This is a genomic window from Sphingomonas sp. SORGH_AS_0950 (assembly GCF_030818415.1).
Classification (GTDB): domain Bacteria; phylum Pseudomonadota; class Alphaproteobacteria; order Sphingomonadales; family Sphingomonadaceae; genus Sphingomonas.
This window is the reverse complement of record NZ_JAUTAE010000001.1, coordinates 2,386,734-2,407,054: the sequence shown is the minus strand read 5'-3', so window position 1 is coordinate 2,407,054 and position 20,321 is coordinate 2,386,734. Positions and strand designations below refer to the sequence as shown.

Here is a 20,321-nt window from a genome sequence, read left to right as displayed (position 1 = left end):
GCGGGAGGGGAGCGTTGTGGGGCGGGCGCTCCGCATAAGCAAAGAAGCGGGTGCTCGCGGAGGCGCTCATGGGTCGAACTGGGCACGCCCCTCCCGCAGGCGGGAGGGGGTGGGGGAGGGAAGGCCCCGGGCCATGCCGCCTCGAACAGCACGAAAAAGGGCGGCCACCGCAGCGACCGCCCCCTTCCATTCCGCAAAGGAAACCGCAGCGTTTACGCGACGGTCTTCATCTTCTCGGCGGCGACCGCGAAGCGGTTGCTCAGCGGCTGGGCGATCTCGCCGGCCAGCTTGATCATGTGCTCGGTCGAGCGCGAGGTCTCGGCGACCAGCGAGTCGAAGGACGAGCGGGCGAAGTCCGACTGAAGCTTCATGAACTCGGTCGGCGACTTGACCGACGACAGCGTCTGCAGCGTCTGGGTCGCGGTCTCGAACGCGCGCTTGGCATAGTCGGCCGCGCCCTGGCCCAGCGTCTCGGCGCCCTTGGCGGCGATCTTCGACGATTCGACGACCGCTTCCAGATTGCCCTTGTTGAAGGCGACCATGTCCTCGAACAGCTTGGCGCTCTTCTCCACGGTGGCCTGGGTGCGGGCCTGGGCGTCGCCGAACATCGCCTGGGTCTTGGCAGTCGCGTTTTCGATGGTGCTCGTGGCGTCCATGATGATTTCCTTGGGCTTTGAGTCCGCCGAAACCGCGGCGGTCGGGGAAGAAACAGAAGCGGTCGGCGCGGCGTCGGGCGCGGGCTCCGCCGGGGCGGGGGCGGGCGCTTCGGCCGGAGCCTCGAGCGCGACCGCTGCGGGCGCCGGTTCGGGCGTCACCGGAACAGGCTCGGGCGCCTGGGCGACCGTCGGAGCCTTGGGCGCCCGAACCGCGACCTTGGGGGCGGCGACCACCGGCTTGGCGGCGGGGGCGTCGACAGCGGTGTCGGAGGGAAGGCCGGGCAGTGTCTTGGCCGCGACCGGCTTGGTCGTGCGACGCGGCTTTGCCGCCGCCTTGGCGGCGGGAACGGTCGGCTTGCTTTTATCCAACACCACTCTCCCGATTTGCTGCGCTGCACAATAATGGTTTCGACCGAAGTTATCAACAGCCTTTGTGCAGCGCAGCAATCGATTTTAGCGCTGTCGGACGTAGCGTCCCGGTGCGTCGTCCAGTGCGGGCAGGGGGCCTTGGCCGGGTATGCGCGCGCCGGTGGCATCGACCGTCGCCGAGTCGCGCTCGCGCAGCCATCCGGCCCAGTCCGGCCACCAGCTCCCCTTGGTCTCGCGGGCCCCCGCCACGAACTCGGCGAGCGTCGCGGCGGGCTGGTCGTTGGTCCAATATTGATATTTGCCCGCCGCCGGCGGGTTGACCACGCCTGCGATATGCCCCGACCCGGCGAGCACGAAGCGCAAGGGGCCGGCAAAGGCGTCGGTGATCTTCCACACGCTTTCGGGCGGGGCGATATGATCCTCGCGCCCCGCCTGGACATAGGCGGGGGTCGTGACCCGGCTCAGGTCGAGCGGCACCCCCGCCACCGCCATCGCGCCGGGCTTCACCAGCAGATTGTCGCGGTACAGGTCGGTCAGATAGCTCAGATGCCATTTGGCGGGCAGGTTGGTGACGTCGCCATTCCAGTGGAGCAGGTCGAACGGCACATAATCGCGCCCCAGCAGATAGTTGTTGGTGACGTAGTTCCAGATCAGGTCGCGCCCGCGCAGCAGGTTGAACGTCATCGCCAGATAGCGCCCGTCCAGATACCCCTCGGGCGACAGCGTGCCGATCAGCTTCAGCTGCTCGTCATCGACGAAGTGGAGCAGCTCGCCCGCCTTCGAGAAATCGACCTGCGCGGTGAAGAAGGTGGCGCTGGCGACCTTCTCCGCCTCGCCCCTGGCGGCGAGCCAGGCGAGCGTCGCAGCCAGCGTCGTGCCCGCCACGCAATAGCCGACCGTGTGGACCGACTCGACGTCCAGCAGATCGCGCACCGTGTCGATCGCATCGACCTGGGCGGTGACGTAATCGTCCCAGATCACGTCCTTCATCGTCGCGTCGGCCGATTTCCACGACACCATGAAGACGCTGAACCCCTGGTCGACCAGCCATTTGATCAGACTCTTCTCGGGCGCGAGGTCGAGGATGTAGAAGCGGTTGATCCAGGGCGGAAAGATCAGGATCGGCACCGCCGCCACCCGGTCGGTGGTGGGGGCGTACTGGATCAGTTCGTAGAGCGGGGTCCGCTTCACCACCTTGCCCGGCGTCGCGGCGAGATTGCGCCCGACCTCGAACGCCCGCGCGTCGCTATGGGTCAGCTGCCCGCGCCCCAGATCGGCGAGCATGTTCTGCAGGCCCTTCAGCAGATTCTCGCCGCGCGTCTCGACTATCTTGTCGAGCACCTCCGGATTGGTCGCGGGAAAGTTGGTCGGGCTCATCGCGTCGATGAACCCTTGCGCGGCGAAGCGGATCTGCTCCTTCTGCTTCGGCTCGACGCCCTCGATCGCATCGACGCCGCGCAGCATATGGTCGGAGATGACCTGATAGCTTTGCCGGATCCAGTCGAAGAGCGGCGATTGCCATTGCTCGGCCTTGAACCGGCGGTCGGGCCTGGGGGCGACGCTCGGCTCGGCGGCGGGGTCGACGAATCGCTGCCACAGCTTCATCGAATCGGACCAGAAGTCGCGCACCCGGCCCATCGTCGCGGGATCGTTGAAGCCGGGCACCACCGGCACCCCCTGCGGGGGGGGCGAGAGAGCGGCCTCCATCATCATCTGCTGCGCCCGGCCCATCACCCAGGTCCAGTGTTGCAACTCCTCCAGCGTGGGAAGGGTGGGGGCTGTCGCGGGGCGGGCCGTCATCGCATCCTCTCGTTCGTATGACCCCGTCTTAGCGTCAGGATATTGCGCCGTCATGTCGGGTCGCGTCGGGAAACGAAAGACGCTAAGGTCCGGGTCCCAAATCGTTACACAGAGGGACCCATGTCCGAAGAGTTCTACCGCATCAAGCGCCTGCCGCCCTATGTCATCGCCGAAGTCAACGCGATGCGGGCCGCGGCGCGCGCGGGCGGCGAGGACATTATCGACCTGGGCATGGGCAACCCCGACCTGCCGCCGCCCGACCATGTCCTCGACAAGCTGGTCGAGGTCGCCAAGAAGCCCGACGCGCACGGCTATTCCCAGTCCAAGGGGATTCCCGGCCTGCGCCGTGCCCAGGCGAACTATTATGGTCGCCGCTTCGGCGTCGATCTCGATCCCGAGACCGAGGTGGTCGTGACCATGGGCTCGAAGGAAGGGCTGGCGTCGCTGGCGACCGCAATCACCGCGCCGGGCGACGTGATCCTGGCGCCCAATCCCTCCTATCCGATCCACACCTTCGGCTTCATCATCGCGGGCGCGACGATCCGCGCGGTGCCGACCACGCCCGACGAAGCCTATTTCGAGAGCCTCGAGCGCGCGATGCACTTCACCGTGCCGCGTCCCTCGGTGCTGGTCGTGAACTATCCGTCCAACCCGACCGCCGAGACGGTGGACCTGGCCTTTTACGAGCGCCTCGTGGCGTTCGCGAAGAAGCACGAGCTGTGGGTGCTGAGCGACCTGGCCTATTCCGAGCTTTACTATGACGGCAATCCGACGCCGTCGATCCTTCAGGTCAAGGGCGGCAAGGACGTCGCGGTCGAGTTCACCTCGCTGTCCAAGACCTATTCGATGGCGGGCTGGCGAATCGGTTTCGCGGTCGGCAACCGCAAGCTGATCGCGGCGATGACGCGGGTGAAGTCCTATCTCGACTACGGCGCCTTCACGCCGATCCAGGCGGCGGCCTGCGCGGCGCTCAACGGGCCGCAGGATATCGTCGAGAAGAACCGCCAGCTCTATCACAAGCGCCGCGACGTGATGGTCGAGAGCTTCGGCCGCGCAGGCTGGGACATTCCTTCTCCCCGCGCCTCGATGTTCGCCTGGGCCCCGCTGCCCCCGGCGCTCGCGCATCTGGGCAGCCTGGAATTCTCCAAGCAGCTGCTGACCGAGGCCAAGGTCGCGGTCGCGCCGGGCGTCGGTTATGGCGAGAATGGCGAAGGCTTCGTGCGCATCGCCATGGTCGAGAACGAGCAGCGGCTTCGCCAGGCGGCGCGCAATATCAAGCGCTATCTGCAATCCATGGGCGTCAACACGCCGGGTTCGGCCAAGGCGGTGTGATGTCTTGGCGGCGGCGGATCGATCAGCCCGCCGCCGCCATCCGCCGGCATTCGGGCTGGCGGGCGGAATGGTGGGCAGGATGGCGGGCGCGCTTGACGGCGTACATCGCGCGGTCCGCTTCGGCCATCAGCCGGTCCAGGTCGCGGTCGACCACGCCTGCGACCACCCCGATGCTGAGCGAGGGGTAGAGCGGCCCGTCGACGGTCGCCGCCACCGCCCGGTCGAACCGGGCCGACAGCCGCGCGGCGAGGGATTGCGCCGCCGCCTGCGAGGCCCCCGGCAGGATACAGGCGAACTCGTCCCCGCCGAGCCGGATCACCATGCCCCGCTCGCCCAGCTCGCGCTGCGCCAGATCGGCGAGCAGGCGCAGCACCGCGTCGCCCGTGGCATGCCCCTGTCCGTCGTTGAGCGCCTTGAAATGATCGATGTCGATCAGCGCCAGCGCGCAGGGGCCCTGCAACCCCGCCTCAATCCGGCCCAATGCGAACCGGTTGCGCGCGCCGGTCAGGCTGTCGCGGCTGGCCTGCTCGCGCAACAGGGCCTGGGTCCGTTCCGATTCCATCAGCAGCAGCGAGAAATGGGTAAGCGTCAGCAGGATCAGCCCGACGCCGATCATCCATTCCTCGACCAGCTGGCCCTCGATCGACCAGGACGGCACGATCAGCGTGACCATCAACGTGCCCGCACGCAGCAGGAAGATCGGCGCGACCGCGGCGAACAGGGTGGCCATGATCCATCCGGTCCGCAACCGCTCGCGCCGCGCGATGCCGATCGCCAGCGCCATGATTCCCAGATAGCTCAGGCCGCGCGTCAGCCCGAGCGTGACGAAGGTCCAGCGGAATTCCTCGGCATCGCCGATCGTCAGCGCGACCGCGGCCAGCATCAGCGCGGCGAGTATCGCGACCAGCAGGCGCGGTACGGCGCGTTCGCCGAACACCGCGACGCTGTGCAGGCTCAGGCACAGGCCGATCATCATCACGATGTTGAGAAGCCGCTCGAAGAACGCGGTATTGCCGTTGCCGATCGCCAGGATCAGCACGTTGGACGCCCCGATCAGCAGCTTGCCGCTGCCCCAGTACAGCGCCCATTTGCGGCGTTCGGACCCGGTCACGCCGGGAATCAGATGGATCGCCCCGGACAGCAGATTGCTGAACGCCCCCACGACCTGCAGACTGGCGATATCGAGCGCGAGCATTCCCATCTCATGGCTGGCGCGATCGACATGTCGGGCCGTTGCGACCGGGGCCTAGCACGACAGAGCTTAGAAAATCATTTCGCTCCTCGGTCCATTGGGGCCGCATCGGATTTTCTGGGCCGTGGACGATCCGATCGCACGCGATTCGTCACGAAGGATTGATCCCGGCCGCCCCCAGCCGCTACGGCGGGCGCGATATCGCAAAGGGGCGGATGATGCCCCGTCAGCGCGGCCGATGGGGCCGACGGAGTGAAGAGTGAGCAACGAACTCGAACAAATGCGTGAGCCCCTGCTCGCCGCCATCGCCGATGCGCCCGCGCTCGACGCGCTGGAGGCGATCCGCGTCGACGCGCTGGGCAAGCAGGGTCGCATCACCCAGCTGTTGAAGACGCTGGGCAAGATGAGCCCCGAGGAACGCCAGGTCGAAGGGCCGAAGATCCATGGCCTGCGCGAGGCGGTGACCGAGGCGCTCGGCACCCGCAAGGCGGCGCTGGAGCAGGCCGCGCTCGACGCGCGCCTCGCCTCGGAGCGGCTGGACATGACCCTGCCGGTCGAGGGAAGCGGCTTCGGCACCGTCCACCCGGTCAGCCAGGTGATGGACGAACTGGCCGAGATCTTCGCCGATCTGGGCTTCGCGGTCGCGACGGGTCCGGAGGTCGAGACCGACTGGCACAACTTCACCGCGCTCAACATTCCGGAGACGCATCCGGCGCGCGCGATGCACGACACCTTCTATCTGGCCGGAGTCGAGGCGGGCGGCGACGAGCGTACGGTGCGCCGCGTGCTGCGCACCCACACCTCGCCGGTGCAGATCCGCACCATGCTGGACCAGAAGCCGCCGATCCGCATCATCGCGCCGGGCCGCACCTATCGCTCCGACTCGGATGCGACCCACACGCCGATGTTCCACCAGGTCGAGGGGCTGGTGATCGACAAGGGCATCACGCTCGGCCACCTCAAATGGACGCTGGAGACCTTCCTCAAGGCCTTCTTCGAGCGCGACGACATCGTGCTGCGCCTGCGCCCCAGCTATTTTCCCTTCACCGAACCCTCGGCCGAGGTCGATGTCGGCTACACCATCGAGAAGGGCAAGCGCGTCATCGGCGGCTCGGGCGGCGGCTGGATGGAGGTGCTCGGCTCCGGCATGGCGCACCCGAAGGTCATCGAGGCATGCGGGCTGGACCCCAATGAGTGGCAGGGCTTCGCCTTCGGTTGCGGCATCGATCGCCTCGCCATGCTGAAATACGGCATGGACGATCTGCGCGCCTTTTTCGACGGCGATATCCGCTGGTTGAAGCATTACGGGTTCGCGAGCCTCGACGTACCCACGCTGTCGGGAGGAGTCGGCGCATGAAGTTCACCCTGGGCTGGCTGAAGAGCCATCTGGACACCGACGCCTCGCTCGACGCCATTGTCGAGGGGCTGACCCGTATCGGCCTGGAGGTTGAGGGCGTGCACAATCCGGGCGAGGCGCTGTCCTCGTTCCGCGTCGCGCGCATCCTGTCGGCCGAGCGGCATCCGCAGGCGGACAAGTTGCAGGTCCTGTCGGTCGATGCCGGTGACGGCCCGATGCAGGTCGTGTGCGGCGCGCCCAACGCCCGCGCAGGGCTGGTCGGCGTGTTCGGCGCGCCGGGGGCCTATGTCCCCGGCCTGGACGTCACGCTGAAGGTCGCGGCGATCCGTGGTGTCGAGTCGAACGGCATGATGTGCTCGGCGCGCGAGTTGCAGATCGGCGAGGGCCATGACGGCATCATCGAACTGCCCGAGGATGCAGCCATCGGCACGTCCTTCCCGGATTATGCGGGCCTCAACGATCCGGTCATCGACGTGTCGATCACGCCCAACCGCCAGGACTGTATGGGCGTCCACGGCATCGCGCGCGACCTCGCCGCCGCCGGTCTCGGCACGCTGATTGCGCCGACCGTGCCGTCGGTCGCGGGCGAGGGCGCCGGTCCCGATGTGCGGATCGAGGATGCGGAGGGCTGCCCGGCCTTCTATGCGCAGGGCGTGTCGGGCCTGACCAATGGCGACGCCCCCGAATGGATGCGCCAGCGGCTGACCGCGATCGGGCAGAAGCCGATCTCGGCCTTGGTCGACATCACCAATTACATGACGGTCGATCTCGGCCGCCCGCTGCACGTCTATGACAAGGCCAAGCTGTCGGGCGCGCTGGTCGCGCGCAAGGCCAAGGACGGCGAGACGGTCGAGGCGCTCAACGGCAAGACCTATACCCTGTCGGAAGGCATGACCGTCATCGCCGACGACGCAGGTGTCCACGACATCGGCGGCATCATGGGTGGCGAGCATTCGGGCGTGTCGGAGACGACCACCGACGTCATCATCGAATGCGCCTATTTCGCGCCCGAGGCGATCGCACGGACGGGCCAGAAACTCGGCCTGACCTCCGACGCGCGGACGCGGTTCGAGCGCGGGGTGGACCCGGCGTTCCTGGACGACGGCCTCGCCATCGCGACCTTCCTGGTCCTGGAATATTGCGGCGGCACGGCCAGCGGCGTGACCCGCGCGGGCCAGCCGCCGGTCGTGACGAAGACGATCGCCTATGACCCCAATCTCGCCGAGACGCTGGGCGGCCTGGCCATCGCGCCCGACCGGCAAAAGGCGATCCTCGAGTCGCTGGGCTTCACCGTCACCGCCGACTGGCAGGTCACGGCGCCGAGCTGGCGTCGCGACGTGGACGGCCCTGCCGATCTGGTCGAGGAAGTGATCCGCATCGAGGGGATCGACCATGTTCCCCCGGTGGCGCTGCCCCGCACCCCCGGCGTCGCGCGTCCCACCGCCACGCCGCAGCAGAAGCTGGAGCGTCGCGCCCGCCGCGCCGCCGCCGCGCGTGGGCTCGACGAAGCGGTGACGTGGAGCTTCATCAGCGAGGCGCAGGCCGCGCCCTTCGGTGGCGGCGCCTTCACGCTCGCCAACCCGATCAGCGAGGATCTGAAGGTCATGCGGCCCTCGCTCCTCCCCGGCCTGCTCGCCGCGACCGAGCGCAACATCAAGCGCGGCGCGACCAGCGTGCGGCTGTTCGAGATTGGCCGTCGCTACCTGGAAGAGGCCGAGCGGCCGACTTTGGGCGTGGTGCTGGCGGGCGACAAGGCGCCCCGCAACTGGCGCTCGGGCAAGGCGCAGGGCTTCGACGCCTATGACGCCAAGGCCGAGGCGATCGCGCTGCTGGCGCATGCAGGGGCCCCGGTCGACAATCTCCAGGTGATGGGCGAAGCGGGCGAGGCCTGGCATCCCGGCCAGTCGGGCACGCTGCGGCTGGGGCCGAAGACGGTGCTGGCGGCGTTCGGCATGGTCCACCCGTCGGTCCTCAAGGCGTTCGATCTCGACGGCGCGGTGGCGGCGGTCGAACTCTATCTCGACGCCATTCCGCCCAAGCGGGCCACTGGCTTCATGCGCCCGGCCTACACCCCGCCCGCGCTGCAATCGGTCCGCCGCGACTTCGCCTTCCTGGTGCCCACCGATCTGGCGGCCGACCAGCTGATCCGTGCGGTGCGCGGCGCGGACAAGGCCGCGATCACCGCTGCGCGCGTCTTCGACGTGTTCGCCGGACAGGGCGTGCCCGAGGGCCACAAGTCGGTCGCGGTCGAAGTGCTGCTGCAACCGTCGCAGAAGAGCTTCACCGACGAGGAACTCAAGGCCATCGCCGACAAGATCGTCGCGGCGGCCGCCAAGCAGGGAGCGCAACTCCGTGGCTAATGAGGAAAACTGGGTCCGGATCGGCAACGACCATCTGTCGGCGGCGATCAATCCGTTTGGCGCGGAGCTGTCCTCGCTGAAGGACGCAGCGGGCCGCGAGTTGATGACCAATGCGGACCCGGCCTTCTGGACCGGCCGCGCGCCGCTGCTGTTCCCGGTGATCGGCGTGACCCGCGACGGCATCCGCCTGAACGGGCGACATTATCCGATGGCCAAGCATGGCTTTGCCCGCCATTCCATGTTCGAGCTGGTGACGCACGAGGCCACCCGCGCGGTCTTCTCGCTGGGCGACAGCGAGGAAACCCGCGCCTCCTATCCTTTCGCCTTCCGGCTGGAGGCGGAGTTCCGGCTGGAGGGGGCGACGCTGGTGATGGAGGTCCGCGTCCTCAACCGGGGCGAGGTGGCGATGCCCGCCAGCTTCGGCTTCCACCCCGCCTTTGCCTGGCCGCTGCCCTATGGCCAGGCACGTGCCGAGCACCGGATCGTCTTCGAGAAGGAAGAGCCCGCCCGGCTGCGGGAAATCGCACCCGACGGCCTGATTGCGAAGCCGCTCCGCGACAGCCCGCTCGACGGGCGCGTGCTGCATCTGGCGGACGATCTGTTCGCCAACGACGCGCTGGTCTGGGACCCGGTTGAGAGCCGCCACGTCACCTACGGCGCGGACGGCGCGCCGCAGCTGCGCATCGCCTTCCCCGACACCGACAAGCTGGGCATCTGGACCAAGCCGGGCGCCGCCTATGTCTGCGTTGAGCCCTGGCACGGCATCGCCGATCCGGAAGGATTCGATGGCGAGTTCGTCGACAAGCCCGGCGTCTTCGTCGTGCCCGTGGGCGGCGAAAAGGTCATGCAGATGACGGTGACGTTGGCGGGGTAAGGGCTCGCTCAACCGCTTGGCCCCCACCCCGGCGGAGGCCGGGGTCCAGTTGCTATGACGTCCGTGGCGAAGTTTCACGTCCTATCATGACCCGCTTGGCAACTGGACCCCGGCCTTCGCCGGGGTGAGGCTGATGGGGAGGGGCGGCATGATCGACCCCCAAAATCCGGGGCCTGTCTTGTGCCACAATTTGCTGTAACAGGCGGATCATCTCGGGCGCTCGGATGCGCCAATTCCCTATTCGACAGAGCCGCCCATGACTTCCCCCCGCCGTACCTTCGCGATCATCTCGCACCCTGACGCCGGCAAGACGACGCTGACCGAAAAGCTGCTCTATTTCGGCGGCGCGATCCATCTGGCGGGCGAGGTCAAGGCGCGGGGCCAGAATCGTCGCGCGCGGTCGGACTGGATGAAGATCGAGCAGCAGCGCGGCATCTCGGTCACGTCGTCGGTCATGACGTTCGAGAAGGACGGCGTGACCTTCAACCTGCTCGACACGCCGGGCCACGAGGATTTCTCGGAGGATACCTATCGCACGCTGACCGCGGTCGACTCGGCCGTGATGGTCATCGACGCGGCACGCGGTATCGAGGCGCAGACGCGCAAACTCTTCGAGGTGTGCCGCCTGCGCTCGGTGCCGATCATCACCTTCGTCAACAAGGTCGACCGCGAGGGCCGTCCGCCCTTCGAACTGCTCGACGAGATCGCCGACATCCTGGCGCTCGACGTCGCGCCGATGAGCTGGCCGGTCGGCATGGGCGGGCTGTTCGAGGGCATTCTCGACCTGACCACCGGCAAGGTCAGCCGTCCCGAGGGCGACAGCCGGGCGTTCCTGGGCAAGGTCGACGACGCGCCGACCCTGCCCGCCGAGATCGCCGAGGAGGTCGAACTCGCCCAGGCGGGCTATGCCGCATTCGATGGCGAAGCCTATCGCAACGGCGACCTGACGCCCGTGTATTTCGGATCGGCGCTGAAGGACTTCGGCGTCGCCGAGCTGATCGACGCGCTCAGCCGCCACGCGCCGCCGCCCCGGCCCCAGCCTGCCGAGCCCGCGCCCGTCGCGCCGGAGAATAAGGAAGTCACCGGCTTCGTCTTCAAGGTGCAGGCGAACATGGACCCGCAGCATCGCGACCGGATCGCGTTCATGCGGCTCTGCTCGGGCACCTTCAAGCGCGGCATGAAGCTGACCCCGACGGGCCATGGCAAGCCAATCGCGGTCCACTCGCCGATCCTGTTCTTCGCGCAGAATCGCGAAGTCGCGGACGAGGCGTTTCCGGGCGACATCATCGGCATCCCCAATCACGGCACGCTGCGCGTCGGGGACACGCTGTCGGAACGGGCAGACGTCCGCTTCACCGGCCTGCCCAATTTTGCGCCCGAAATCCTGCGCCGCGTCGCGCTGAAGGACCCGACCAAGACCAAGCAGCTTCGGAAAGCCCTGGACGACATGGCCGAGGAGGGGGTGACCCAGGTCTTCTATCCCGAGATCGGGTCGAACTGGATCATCGGCGTGGTCGGCCAGCTCCAGCTCGACGTGCTGCTGTCGCGGCTGGATGCGGAATATAAGGTCGCGGCCGGGCTGGAGCCCGCGCCGTTCGACACCGCGCGCTGGATCACCGCCGAGGACCCCGCCGACCTCAAGGCGTTCATGGACCTGAACCGCTCGGCCATGGCCAAGGATCGCGACGACAACCCCGTCTTCCTCGCCAAGAGCGCCTGGGAGGTCGGCTATGTCGCCGATCGCTATCCCAAGGTCCGTTTCCTCGCGACGCGTGAACGATAAGGGAACCGGCGGGCCGTTTCGCGGCTTCAACGGTCCATGCACGAACAGGGACCCATCATGGACCGTACCGCGATCGAAGCGACCTTCGAGGCCAATGAGAAGCTGATCCGCCGCCGCGCGTTGAAGGCGGGGGCCAAGGCGCTGACCATCGGCACCGAAAGCCTGGCCGAGACGATCGACCAGATCGCCGACGCCTATGCCCTGACCGGCGCGCAGCGGCGCCAGCTGGAACCCGGCATGGCGATCGAGGCGCAGGAGATCGTCGGCAAGCTCAAGGGCTTTGTCGGCCCGGCCGCGATCCTGGGCGACCTGCGCGGCGGATCGGGGCTGTTGTCGCAGGCGCGAGCAGCCGGGAAGCTTGCCAAGACGGCGCGGCGGATCGGCCAGGGCGGGCTGGCGGCGGGCCGGGTCGCGGCGCGCGGCGGCCGCGTGGCGCGCGCGGTGCCCTGGGCGGCGCTGGGCGTCGCGGCCTGGGGCGTGGGCAATGGCGGATGGTTCTGGTGGCGGGCGCACGCCTATAACCGGGCCTGCCGGGATCTGCTGCTAGGCGAGCAGGGCGGGGTGGTCGTCTCCGCTTGAGGCGAGGGCAGGGCGTGGGCTTCGACTTCGCTCAGCCTGAACGGGGTTTCGGATAAGGTACGATTATCCGTTCAGCCTGAGCGAAGTCGAAGGCCACGCCCTCACGCCTAGCGCTCCGCCCGGTCGTCCCAGGCCAATCCCTCGGCCAGCGAGTCGCGAATCGCACGCAGCATCGTCGCGGGATCGTCCTTCGCCTTGGCCTCGCCCTCGAACAGCTGCTGGACGCCGCGCACGGTATAGCCCTGCTGGTTGAGCAGCCGGTCGATCCGGCGGATCAGCGTCAGGTCGTCGGGGCGATAATAGCGGCGATTGCCCGCCCGCTGCACCGGCTTGAGCTGTGGGAAGCGGCCTTCCCAATAGCGCAGCACATGCTGCGCCACGCCGGTCTCACGCGACGCCTCACCGATGGTGCGCAGGGCACCATCGGCCTTTCCGCCGTCGGAAGGACGCTCGGGTCTATCCCGCCGCGACAATGCGATCGCGCATCATTTGGCTGGCGCGGAAGGTCAGGACGCGGCGGGGTGCGATCGGCACCTCGATCCCGGTCTTGGGATTGCGGCCGATCCGCTCTCCCTTGTCACGCAGCACGAAGGTGCCAAAACCGGAAATCTTGACATTCTCGCCGCGCGACAGGGCGTCGCACATCTCGACGAGGATCTGTTCGACCACTTCGGCGGAATCGGAGCGCGAGAGCCCCACTTCCTGATGAAGCGACTCGGCAAGATCGGCGCGGGTCAAAGTTCCGGTTTTAGTCATGTCCATCCCCCAATGGTGTCTCAGATTGCGCCTAACACAGCGCAATATGCGACCGAAAGGGATTTATCTCGGTTAAGCAAAATCGATTGTTCAGAAGCGGATTACCGCTGCCCCCCAGGTAAAGCCGCCGCCCATTGCCTCCAGAACGATCAGATCATTTTCCTTGATTCGTCCGTCCCGGACCGCCGTATCCAGCGCCAGCGGAACCGAGGCGGCGGAGGTGTTGGCATGTTGGTCGACCGTGACGACAACCTTTCCGGCGGGAAGGTCCAACTTGCGCGCGGTCGCATCGAGGATGCGGGCATTGGCTTGGTGCGGCACGACCCAGTCGACATCGGACGACGACAGACCGGCAAGACCCAGTGCTTCTTCCATGACTTGCGCCAGATTGACGACGGCGTGGCGAAAGACTTCGCGACCCTTCATCCGCAACTTGCCGACCGTGCCGGTGGTCGAGGGACCGCCATCGACATAGAGCAGGCCGTTGTGGCGGCCGTCGGCATGGAGCCGGGTCGCCAGGATGCCGCGGCCCTGGGCGTCGTCGCTCTCGCGCGCCTCCAGCACCATCGCGCCCGCGCCGTCGCCGAACAGGACGCAGGTGGTGCGATCCTCCCAGTCGAGGATGCGGCTGAAGGTTTCCGCGCCGATCACCAGCGCGCGACGCTGCACGCCGCTGCGCAGCATCGCGTCGGCGACCTGCACCGCATAGAGAAAGCCCGAGCAGACCGCGGCGACGTCGAACGCGACGCAGTCGTTGATGCCCAGCATCGCCTGGACCTTGGTCGCGGTGGCGGGGAAGGTCTGGTCGGGGGTGGCGGTGGCCAGGACGATCAAGTCGATGTCCTGCGCCGACAGGCCGGCGGCGGCGATCGCGGCCTTGGCGGCGTCGGCGGCCAGCGTCGCGGTCGTCTCCTCGGGGCCTGCGATATGGCGGAAGCGGATGCCGGTCCGCTCGACAATCCATTCGTCTGAAGTGTCGATCTCCTGCGCCAGTTCCGCGTTCGACACCCGCCGGGTGGGAAGCGCCGAGCCCGTGCCGGTGACGATCGAGCGTATCATGCCGCAGCCTCGAAGTTCAGGAGATCCTCGGCGATCCGCCGGGTCAGGTCGGCGCGGACCATCTTGGCCGCATTGCCGATCGCGGTGGCGACGCCCACTTCGGTCGCGCCGCCATGGCTCTTCACCACCAGCCCGTTCAGGCCGAGGAAGACCGCGCCATTATGGTTGTTGGGGTCGAGATGGTCGCGCAGCAGCTGGGTGGCGGGGCGCGAGATCAGGAAGCCGATCTTCGACCGGGTCGAGGAGCGGAAGGCGCGCTTGAGCAGGTCGCCGACGAATCGCGCGGTGCCCTCGGCGGTCTTGAGCGCGATATTGCCCGCAAAGCCGTCGCACACGATCACATCGACCTCGCCACGGGCAAGCTGGTTGCCCTCGATGAAGCCGGTGAAGTTGAGCGGGAGATGGCTCTGCCCGCGCAACACGGCGGCGGCGTCGCGAATCTCGTCGGTGCCCTTCTGGTCCTCGGACCCGATGTTCAGCAGCGCGACGCGCGGATTGTCGAGTTCGAGCAGCGTGCGGGCATAGGCCGCGCCCATCACCGCGAACTGGACGAGGTTGCGCGCATCGCACTCGGTATTGGCGCCGAGGTCGAGCATGACGACGTCATTGTCGCCGAGCGTGGGCAAGGGGGCGGCCAGTGCGGGCCGGTCGATGCCGGGCAGGGTGCGCAGCGACAGCTTGGCCATCGCCATCAGCGCGCCGGTGTTACCCGACGAGACGGCGGCGGCGGCGCGGCCGCGCTTCACCAAATCGATGGCGATGCCCATCGACGTGACGCGCGCGCGCCGGATCGCCTGGCTCGGCTTGTCGCTCGAGCCGACGACCTCGGGTGCGTGCACGATCTCGGACGCGGCGGACAGGTTGGGATGGGACTTCAGCCCCTCCGCAATCTGCGTCTCGTCCCCGACCAGCAGGAAGCGCATGCCTTCGAAGCGGCGTCGCGCTCTGGCGACACCGGCCAGCATCACGGCCAGCCCGTCGTCGCCGCCCATCGCATCGACGGCGATCCAGGCGTTATCGGCCATGCGTTCCTCTAACGGTCGTTATTGCCAGGAAGAGGGGATCAGCCCTCGACCGACACGACCTCACGGCCGTTATAGTGGCCGCAAGCGGTGCACAGATTGTGCGGACGCTTCAGCTCGCCGCAGTTCGGGCATTCCTGGAACGCGGCGATCGACAGCGAGTCGTGGCCACGGCGCATGCCGCGCTTGGAGGGCGAAGTCTTTCTCTTGGGGACGGCCATTGCGGCACCTTATCAATTCGAACAATGGGTGGAATACGCCACGGTCAGCACCCATTGCGCGCCCGGATCGAAGACCCGGCCGCGTGAGCACCCAGCCGGACGCATCGCGAAGCCCCGCGCCTATAGCGAGTTTTGCCGATGTTGCAAGCATCGCCGCAGAATGGCACGCGGTGTTCGGGTTCAATCGACGGAGAATATGGCGCTTATGGTCCTGCCGGTCACGCTCAGCATCGCGGCGGCCGCCGCGCTGGTCAATCTGTGGCTCGCGCTGCGAATCGTCGTCGGGCGGTTTCGCGGCAAGATCCTGATCGGCGACGGGGGCGATTCGCGACTCGTGGCGGGGATGCGGGCCCAGGCCAATTTCGTCGAATATGCGCCCTTCGTCCTGATCCTGATGGGGCTGATCGAGTTGGCGGGCGGCGCGCGCTTCTGGCTGTGGGTGCTGGGCGGCGCGTTCATCGTCGCGCGGATCGGCCATGGCTGGGGCATGACGCGGCCCGCGCCCAATGTCGGTCGCGCGGGCGGGGCGATCGGAACCTGGGCGATCCTGGCCTTGTTGGCCGGCTGGGCGATCGGGATCGTCTATACCGCGCAGGCCGTGCCTGTCGCTACCACCACCGTCGTGAGGATCGACCGCTGATGATTCGCCTTCCCCTGATCGGCCTGGCCGCCGTCGCGCTGACCGCCGCCGCCCCCGACCCCATCTCGCCCGCGCGGCTGTCGGCGGATGTGAAGACGCTCGCCTCCGACGCCTTTGAGGGGCGCGCGCCGGGCACCCCCGGCGAGGCGAAGACCGTCAACTGGCTGGTCGCGCAGTTCAAGGCAATGGGGCTGCAACCCGGCGGTCCGAACGGACAATGGACCCAGCCGGTGCCGCTGATCCGCACTCAGATCGGGCAGGGGACGATGCGCGCGGGCACGATGCCGCTCGTCCAGGGGCAGGGCGTCTATGTCTCGACCGTGCGGCCCGTCGACCGGGTGGCGATCGCGAACGCGCCGATGGTGTTCGTCGGGTACGGCGTCCATGCGCCCGAGCGCGGCTGGGACGATTTCAAGGGCGTCGACCTGAAGGGCAAGATCGCCGTCTTCCTGGTCAACGATCCCGATTTCGAGGCTGCTCCGGGCGACGACGCCAAGGGGAAGTTCGGCGACCGGCGGATGACCTATTATGGCCGCTGGACCTATAAATATGAGGAGGCCGCGCGACAGGGCGCGATCGGCGCGCTGATCGTCCACGACACGCCGGGCGCCGGCTATGGCTGGGCGACGGTGACGGCTCCGGCGGGCGAGAATTACGATATCGTCCGCGCCGATCCGAGCTCGCGCGTGCTGCTTCAGGGCTGGCTGTCGGGTGAGGCGGCGACGAAGCTGTTCGCCGCCGCCGGGCTCGACCTGGCGCAGCAGCGCGCCCGCGCGCGGCGGGCCGATTTCCGCCCCGTCACGCTGGAGGGGCAGCGATTCTCCGCCGATCTGCCGGTCAAGACGGTGCGCGCGGAGAGCCGCAACGTGCTGGCCAGGCTGCCCGGCAGGACGCGCCCCGACGAGGTGGTGATGTTCGGCGCGCATTGGGACGCCTATGGCAAGGGCGCGCCGGACGCGCAGGGCCGGGTGATCCGGCCGGGCGCCAATGACGATGCGCTGGGCGTGGCGGGCGTGCTGGAACTGGCGCGCGCGTACAAGGCGGCGCCGCGCACCGACCGCAGCCTCGTCTTCGCGCTGTGGACCGGCGAGGAGCGCGGCCTGCTGGGGTCCGAGACCTATGCGGTCAATCCGGTCACGCCGCTGGCCAAGACAGTCGCGAACCTGACGCTGGACATCCTCCAGACGGCGGGACCGTCGCGGGACGTGATGCTGGTCGGGGACGGGCAGAACGACCTGGAGGACCGGCTGAAGGTCGCCGCCGCCGCGCAAGGGCGCACGGTGACGCCCGAGGCGCTGCCCGAGCGCGGGCTGTTCTACCGCGCCGATCACTTCTCGGTCGCGCGGCGCGGCGTGCCGACGCTGTTGCTGATGGCGATCAGCGGCGCGCCCGATCTGGTGGCCGGGGGACGCCCGGCAGGGCAGGCATGGCTCGACGGCTATATGCGTTGCTACCACCAGACCTGCGACGCCTGGGATTCGGCCTGGGACCTGCGCGGCGCGGCGGCGGATGTCGGCCTGTTCTACCGGATCGGGCGCGATCTGGCGGATGGGCGGGACTGGCCGGAATGGCGCGCGGGGTCCGAGTTCAAGGCGATTCGGGCGGAGAGTGAGTCAGCCCGGCGGTGAGGTGATTCCCTTGGCCTTCGACGTCACTCAGGCTGAACGGGGGTAGGGAGTGGGTTCTCTTCTCAACCTCCGTTCAGGCTGAGCGTAGTCGAAGCCCACGCCCCACCTCACCTCACCCCAGATGACAAAGGCCCCAGCCTGCGCTGGGGCGACGGGTCAAAGCCCCAGGACCCGGTCCGCCACGAAGGCATTGCTCTGCCGCTCATGCCCGAAGGTGCTGGGCTGGCCATGGCCGGGAATGAAGGCGGTCTCGTTGCCCAGCGGCCAGAGCTTCTCGACGATCGAGCGGATCAGCGTGTCGTGATCCCCGCCGGGCAGGTCCGAGCGCCCGACCGAGCCCTGGAACAGCACGTCGCCGACCAGCGCGAAATGCGACGGCGCATGGTGGAAGATCACATGCCCGCGCGTATGCCCCGGCGTCTCGTACACATCGAGCGTCAGGTCGCCGATCGTCACCGTGTCGCCCTCCGACAGCCAGCGGGTCGGCTCCAGCACTTGGGCGGGGATGCCATAAGCCTGGCCGTCCTCGTCCAGCCGCGCCAGCCAGAAGCGATCTTCCTCCTGCGGACCCTCCACGGGCACGCCCAGCATATCGGACAGCGCCTTGGCACCGCCCGCATGGTCGATATGGCCATGGGTCAGCAGGATTTTTTCCACCGTCACGCCGGTCTTGGCGATGGCATCCCGGATGCGCGGCAGGTCGCCGCCGGGATCGACCACCGCCGCCTTCATCGTCGCGGTGCACCAGACGATCGAGCAATTCTGCTGAAGCGGGGTGACGGGGACGATCGCGGCGCGCAGCGGCGGATTTTGCAAGGGGTCGGTCATCCCCCCGAGATAGGCAATGGCACAGGATCGGCCAATCGATACTTGCATGTGCGGGGGCGGGCCGTGCATGCATGGCCCTTCATGATCGTGAACCCCCCTCCGTTCGTCCTGCTGGACGATGCCCGCCACGGGGGAGCGGCCGCGCGTCTCTATACCGCGCCGGTCGACATCGTCACCGCGCATCGCCCCGAACAGGTCGCCCCCGCGCTGGCTGCGCTACGCCGCGCGCAGCGACAGGGGCTGCATGCCGCCGGCTATCTGGCCTATGAGGCGGGAGCGGCGTTCGAGCCGGGGGTGGCGGCCCGCGCGGTCGACGGGCCGCTGCTGTGGTTCGGGCTGTTCCGCGATCATGCGACGGTCGATGTCGCGGCGCTGCTGCCCGACCCCGCCGGCGCCTGGGCGGGCGATCTGATTCCCGAGGGCGATGCGCAGCGTCATGCCCGGCAATTCGCCGAGGTGCAGGCGCTGATCGCGGCAGGCGATCTCTATCAGGTCAATCTGACCTTTCGCGCGCAGGTGCCGGTCGCGGGCGATCCGCTGGCGCTCTATGCGGGGCTGCGCGCCCGGTCGCGCGCGGGCTGGGGCGCGGTGGTGGCGACGGAGGAGGCGACCATCCTGTCGCTGTCGCCCGAGCTGTTCTTCGCGCTGGAGGACGGCCGCCTGACCGCGCGGCCGATGAAGGGGACCGCACGGCGCGACGACGACCCCGCCGCCGATGCGCGCGCGGCGCAGGAACTGCGCGACGACCCCAAGCAGCGCGCCGAGAATCTGATGATCGTGGACCTGATGCGCAACGACCTGTCGCGAGTCGCGCGGCCGGGCAGCGTCGCGGTGCCCGCGCTTTTCGCGGTCGAACCCTATCCGACCGTCCACCAGATGGTGTCGACCGTCACCGCCGATCTGGCCGAGGGGCAGGACGCGCTGGACGTGCTGTCCGCGCTTTTCCCCTGCGGTTCGATCACCGGCGCGCCCAAGATCCGCGCGATGCAGGCGATCGCGGAGATCGAGGATTCGCCCCGCGGCCTCTATACCGGCGCGATCGGGCGACTCGATGCGGATGGCGATGCGATGTTCAACGTCGCGATCCGCACCCTGACCTGGCCGCACGGCGCCGACCATGCGACGCTGGGGCTGGGATCGGGGGTGGTCGCCGACTCGGTGGCGACGGACGAGTGGGACGAATGCCTCGCCAAGGCCGCCTTCCTGGACGGCGGGCGCAGCGATGTCGATCTGATCGAGACCATGGCCTTCGATCCCGTCGACGGGATCCAGCATCTGGAGGAGCATCTCGCCCGGATGAAGGCGAGCGCGGCGGCGCTGGGCTTCACCTTCGACCGGCATGACGCGCGCAACGAGTTGCAGGCGGCGACCTTCCGACTGCGCGATACCCGGCGCATCCGGCTGTTGCTGGCGCGCAGCGGCGCGGTGGTGGTCGAGGTCGCGCCGCGTCCGGCGCCGTTCGACGGGGTGGTGCCGGTGCGGATCGTGCCGTTGCCCGTCGCCACGTCCGACCTGCGGCTGCGCCACAAGACCAGCGCGCGCGGCTTCTACGACTCGGCGCGGGCGGCGGCGGGCACGGCCGAGGTCGTGTTCGAGACGCCCGACGGCTATCTGACCGAGGGCAGCTATACCTCGCTGTTCGTCGCGCGCGGCGACAAGCTGGTGACGCCGCCGCTGGCGCAGGGGCTGCTGCCGGGCGTGCTGCGCGGCCATCTGATCGAGAGCGGTCGCGCGGTCGAGGGGCCGTTGACCCGTGCCGATCTGCAAGACGGATTCTTGCTTGGCAACGCGCTTCGCGGATTGTTTCGTGCACAGATGGTTGCGGATTGAGGCAGGAGGGCGCTAAAGCGCGCCCGCACTCTCCT

The 20,321-nt window shown here is 68.2% G+C and carries 18 protein-coding genes; 9 read left to right on the top strand and 9 right to left on the bottom strand.

The window, feature by feature from the left end; genetic code table 11:
- Window positions 1-212: 212 nt before the first annotated feature.
- A complete protein-coding gene (locus tag QE385_RS10530) occupies window positions 213-1,028 on the bottom strand; it encodes a phasin family protein (protein WP_307101586.1) in 816 nt (271 codons plus the stop codon).
- A gap of 81 nt (window positions 1,029-1,109) precedes the next feature.
- Complete coding sequence (locus QE385_RS10525; RefSeq protein ID WP_307101584.1) at window positions 1,110-2,825, bottom strand: alpha/beta hydrolase; 1,716 nt, start codon at window positions 2,823-2,825, stop codon at window positions 1,110-1,112.
- 120 nt (window positions 2,826-2,945) lie between these two features.
- Here QE385_RS10525 and QE385_RS10520 point away from each other — a divergent pair, with 120 nt between their 5' ends.
- Window positions 2,946-4,157: an LL-diaminopimelate aminotransferase gene (locus QE385_RS10520; RefSeq protein ID WP_307101582.1), complete on the top strand. Its 1,212-nt coding sequence runs from the start codon at window positions 2,946-2,948 to the stop codon at window positions 4,155-4,157.
- A gap of 22 nt (window positions 4,158-4,179) precedes the next feature.
- Here the strand turns inward: QE385_RS10520 and QE385_RS10515 are convergent, their stop codons facing one another.
- Entirely contained in the window at window positions 4,180-5,352 is a 1,173-nt protein-coding gene (locus QE385_RS10515; RefSeq protein WP_307101580.1) for a GGDEF domain-containing protein, read from the bottom strand.
- Between the two features lie 277 nt (window positions 5,353-5,629).
- Here QE385_RS10515 and pheS point away from each other — a divergent pair, with 277 nt between their 5' ends.
- From pheS to QE385_RS10490, 5 genes are all read left to right on the top strand, one after another.
- Window positions 5,630-6,706 (top strand): phenylalanine--tRNA ligase subunit alpha, encoded by a 1,077-nt coding sequence (gene pheS, locus QE385_RS10510; protein WP_307101577.1) that lies wholly within the window; start codon window positions 5,630-5,632, stop codon window positions 6,704-6,706.
- Window positions 6,703-9,066 (top strand): phenylalanine--tRNA ligase subunit beta, encoded by a 2,364-nt coding sequence (gene pheT, locus QE385_RS10505; protein ID WP_307101575.1) that lies wholly within the window; start codon window positions 6,703-6,705, stop codon window positions 9,064-9,066. Before pheS ends, pheT begins: the two co-directional genes overlap by 4 nt.
- The gene (locus QE385_RS10500; RefSeq protein ID WP_307101573.1) at window positions 9,059-9,940 is read left to right on the top strand and encodes an aldose 1-epimerase family protein; all 882 of its coding nucleotides are present in this window, start codon (window positions 9,059-9,061) and stop codon (window positions 9,938-9,940) included. The genes pheT and QE385_RS10500 overlap by 8 nt, the downstream gene beginning before the upstream one ends.
- 256 nt (window positions 9,941-10,196) lie before the next feature.
- Window positions 10,197-11,723, top strand: a complete 1,527-nt coding sequence (locus QE385_RS10495; protein ID WP_307101571.1) for a peptide chain release factor 3 — start codon at window positions 10,197-10,199, stop codon at window positions 11,721-11,723.
- A gap of 57 nt (window positions 11,724-11,780) precedes the next feature.
- Window positions 11,781-12,302 (top strand): hypothetical protein, encoded by a 522-nt coding sequence (locus QE385_RS10490; RefSeq protein WP_307101570.1) that lies wholly within the window; start codon window positions 11,781-11,783, stop codon window positions 12,300-12,302.
- Window positions 12,303-12,409: 107 nt separating this feature from the next.
- Here QE385_RS10490 and QE385_RS10485 read toward each other — a convergent pair whose 3' ends face one another.
- The 5 genes from QE385_RS10485 to rpmF all read right to left on the bottom strand — a co-directional run bounded on the left by QE385_RS10485 (window position 12,410) and on the right by rpmF (window position 15,360).
- A complete protein-coding gene (locus QE385_RS10485; RefSeq protein ID WP_307101568.1) occupies window positions 12,410-12,775 on the bottom strand; it encodes a MerR family transcriptional regulator in 366 nt (121 codons plus the stop codon).
- Window positions 12,759-13,058 carry an integration host factor subunit alpha gene (locus QE385_RS10480; protein WP_307101566.1) on the bottom strand — a complete coding sequence of 100 codons (300 nt, stop codon included), beginning with the start codon at window positions 13,056-13,058 and terminating at the stop codon, window positions 12,759-12,761. The genes QE385_RS10485 and QE385_RS10480 overlap by 17 nt, the downstream gene beginning before the upstream one ends.
- A gap of 90 nt (window positions 13,059-13,148) precedes the next feature.
- A complete protein-coding gene (locus QE385_RS10475; protein ID WP_307101563.1) occupies window positions 13,149-14,117 on the bottom strand; it encodes a beta-ketoacyl-ACP synthase III in 969 nt (322 codons plus the stop codon).
- Window positions 14,114-15,142, bottom strand: coding sequence for a phosphate acyltransferase PlsX (gene plsX / locus QE385_RS10470; protein ID WP_307101561.1), 1,029 nt, complete (start codon window positions 15,140-15,142; stop codon window positions 14,114-14,116). The genes QE385_RS10475 and plsX overlap by 4 nt, the downstream gene beginning before the upstream one ends.
- Window positions 15,143-15,180: 38 nt before the next feature.
- A complete protein-coding gene (rpmF, locus tag QE385_RS10465; protein WP_230482852.1) occupies window positions 15,181-15,360 on the bottom strand; it encodes a 50S ribosomal protein L32 in 180 nt (59 codons plus the stop codon).
- Window positions 15,361-15,565: 205 nt separating this feature from the next.
- On the opposite strand from rpmF, the gene QE385_RS10460 reads away from it, so the two are divergent.
- Window positions 15,566-16,000, top strand: a complete 435-nt coding sequence (locus QE385_RS10460) for an MAPEG family protein (protein ID WP_307104673.1) — start codon at window positions 15,566-15,568, stop codon at window positions 15,998-16,000.
- Entirely contained in the window at window positions 16,000-17,628 is a 1,629-nt protein-coding gene (locus QE385_RS10455; protein WP_307101559.1) for a M28 family metallopeptidase, read from the top strand. Before QE385_RS10460 ends, QE385_RS10455 begins: the two co-directional genes overlap by 1 nt.
- Window positions 17,629-17,784: 156 nt before the next feature.
- On the opposite strand, the gene QE385_RS10450 is transcribed toward QE385_RS10455, so the two are convergent.
- A complete protein-coding gene (locus QE385_RS10450; RefSeq protein WP_307101557.1) occupies window positions 17,785-18,456 on the bottom strand; it encodes an MBL fold metallo-hydrolase in 672 nt (223 codons plus the stop codon).
- A gap of 81 nt (window positions 18,457-18,537) precedes the next feature.
- Here QE385_RS10450 and pabB point away from each other — a divergent pair, with 81 nt between their 5' ends.
- A complete protein-coding gene (gene pabB / locus QE385_RS10445; RefSeq protein WP_307101555.1) occupies window positions 18,538-20,286 on the top strand; it encodes an aminodeoxychorismate synthase component I in 1,749 nt (582 codons plus the stop codon).
- Window positions 20,287-20,321 lie beyond the last annotated feature (35 nt).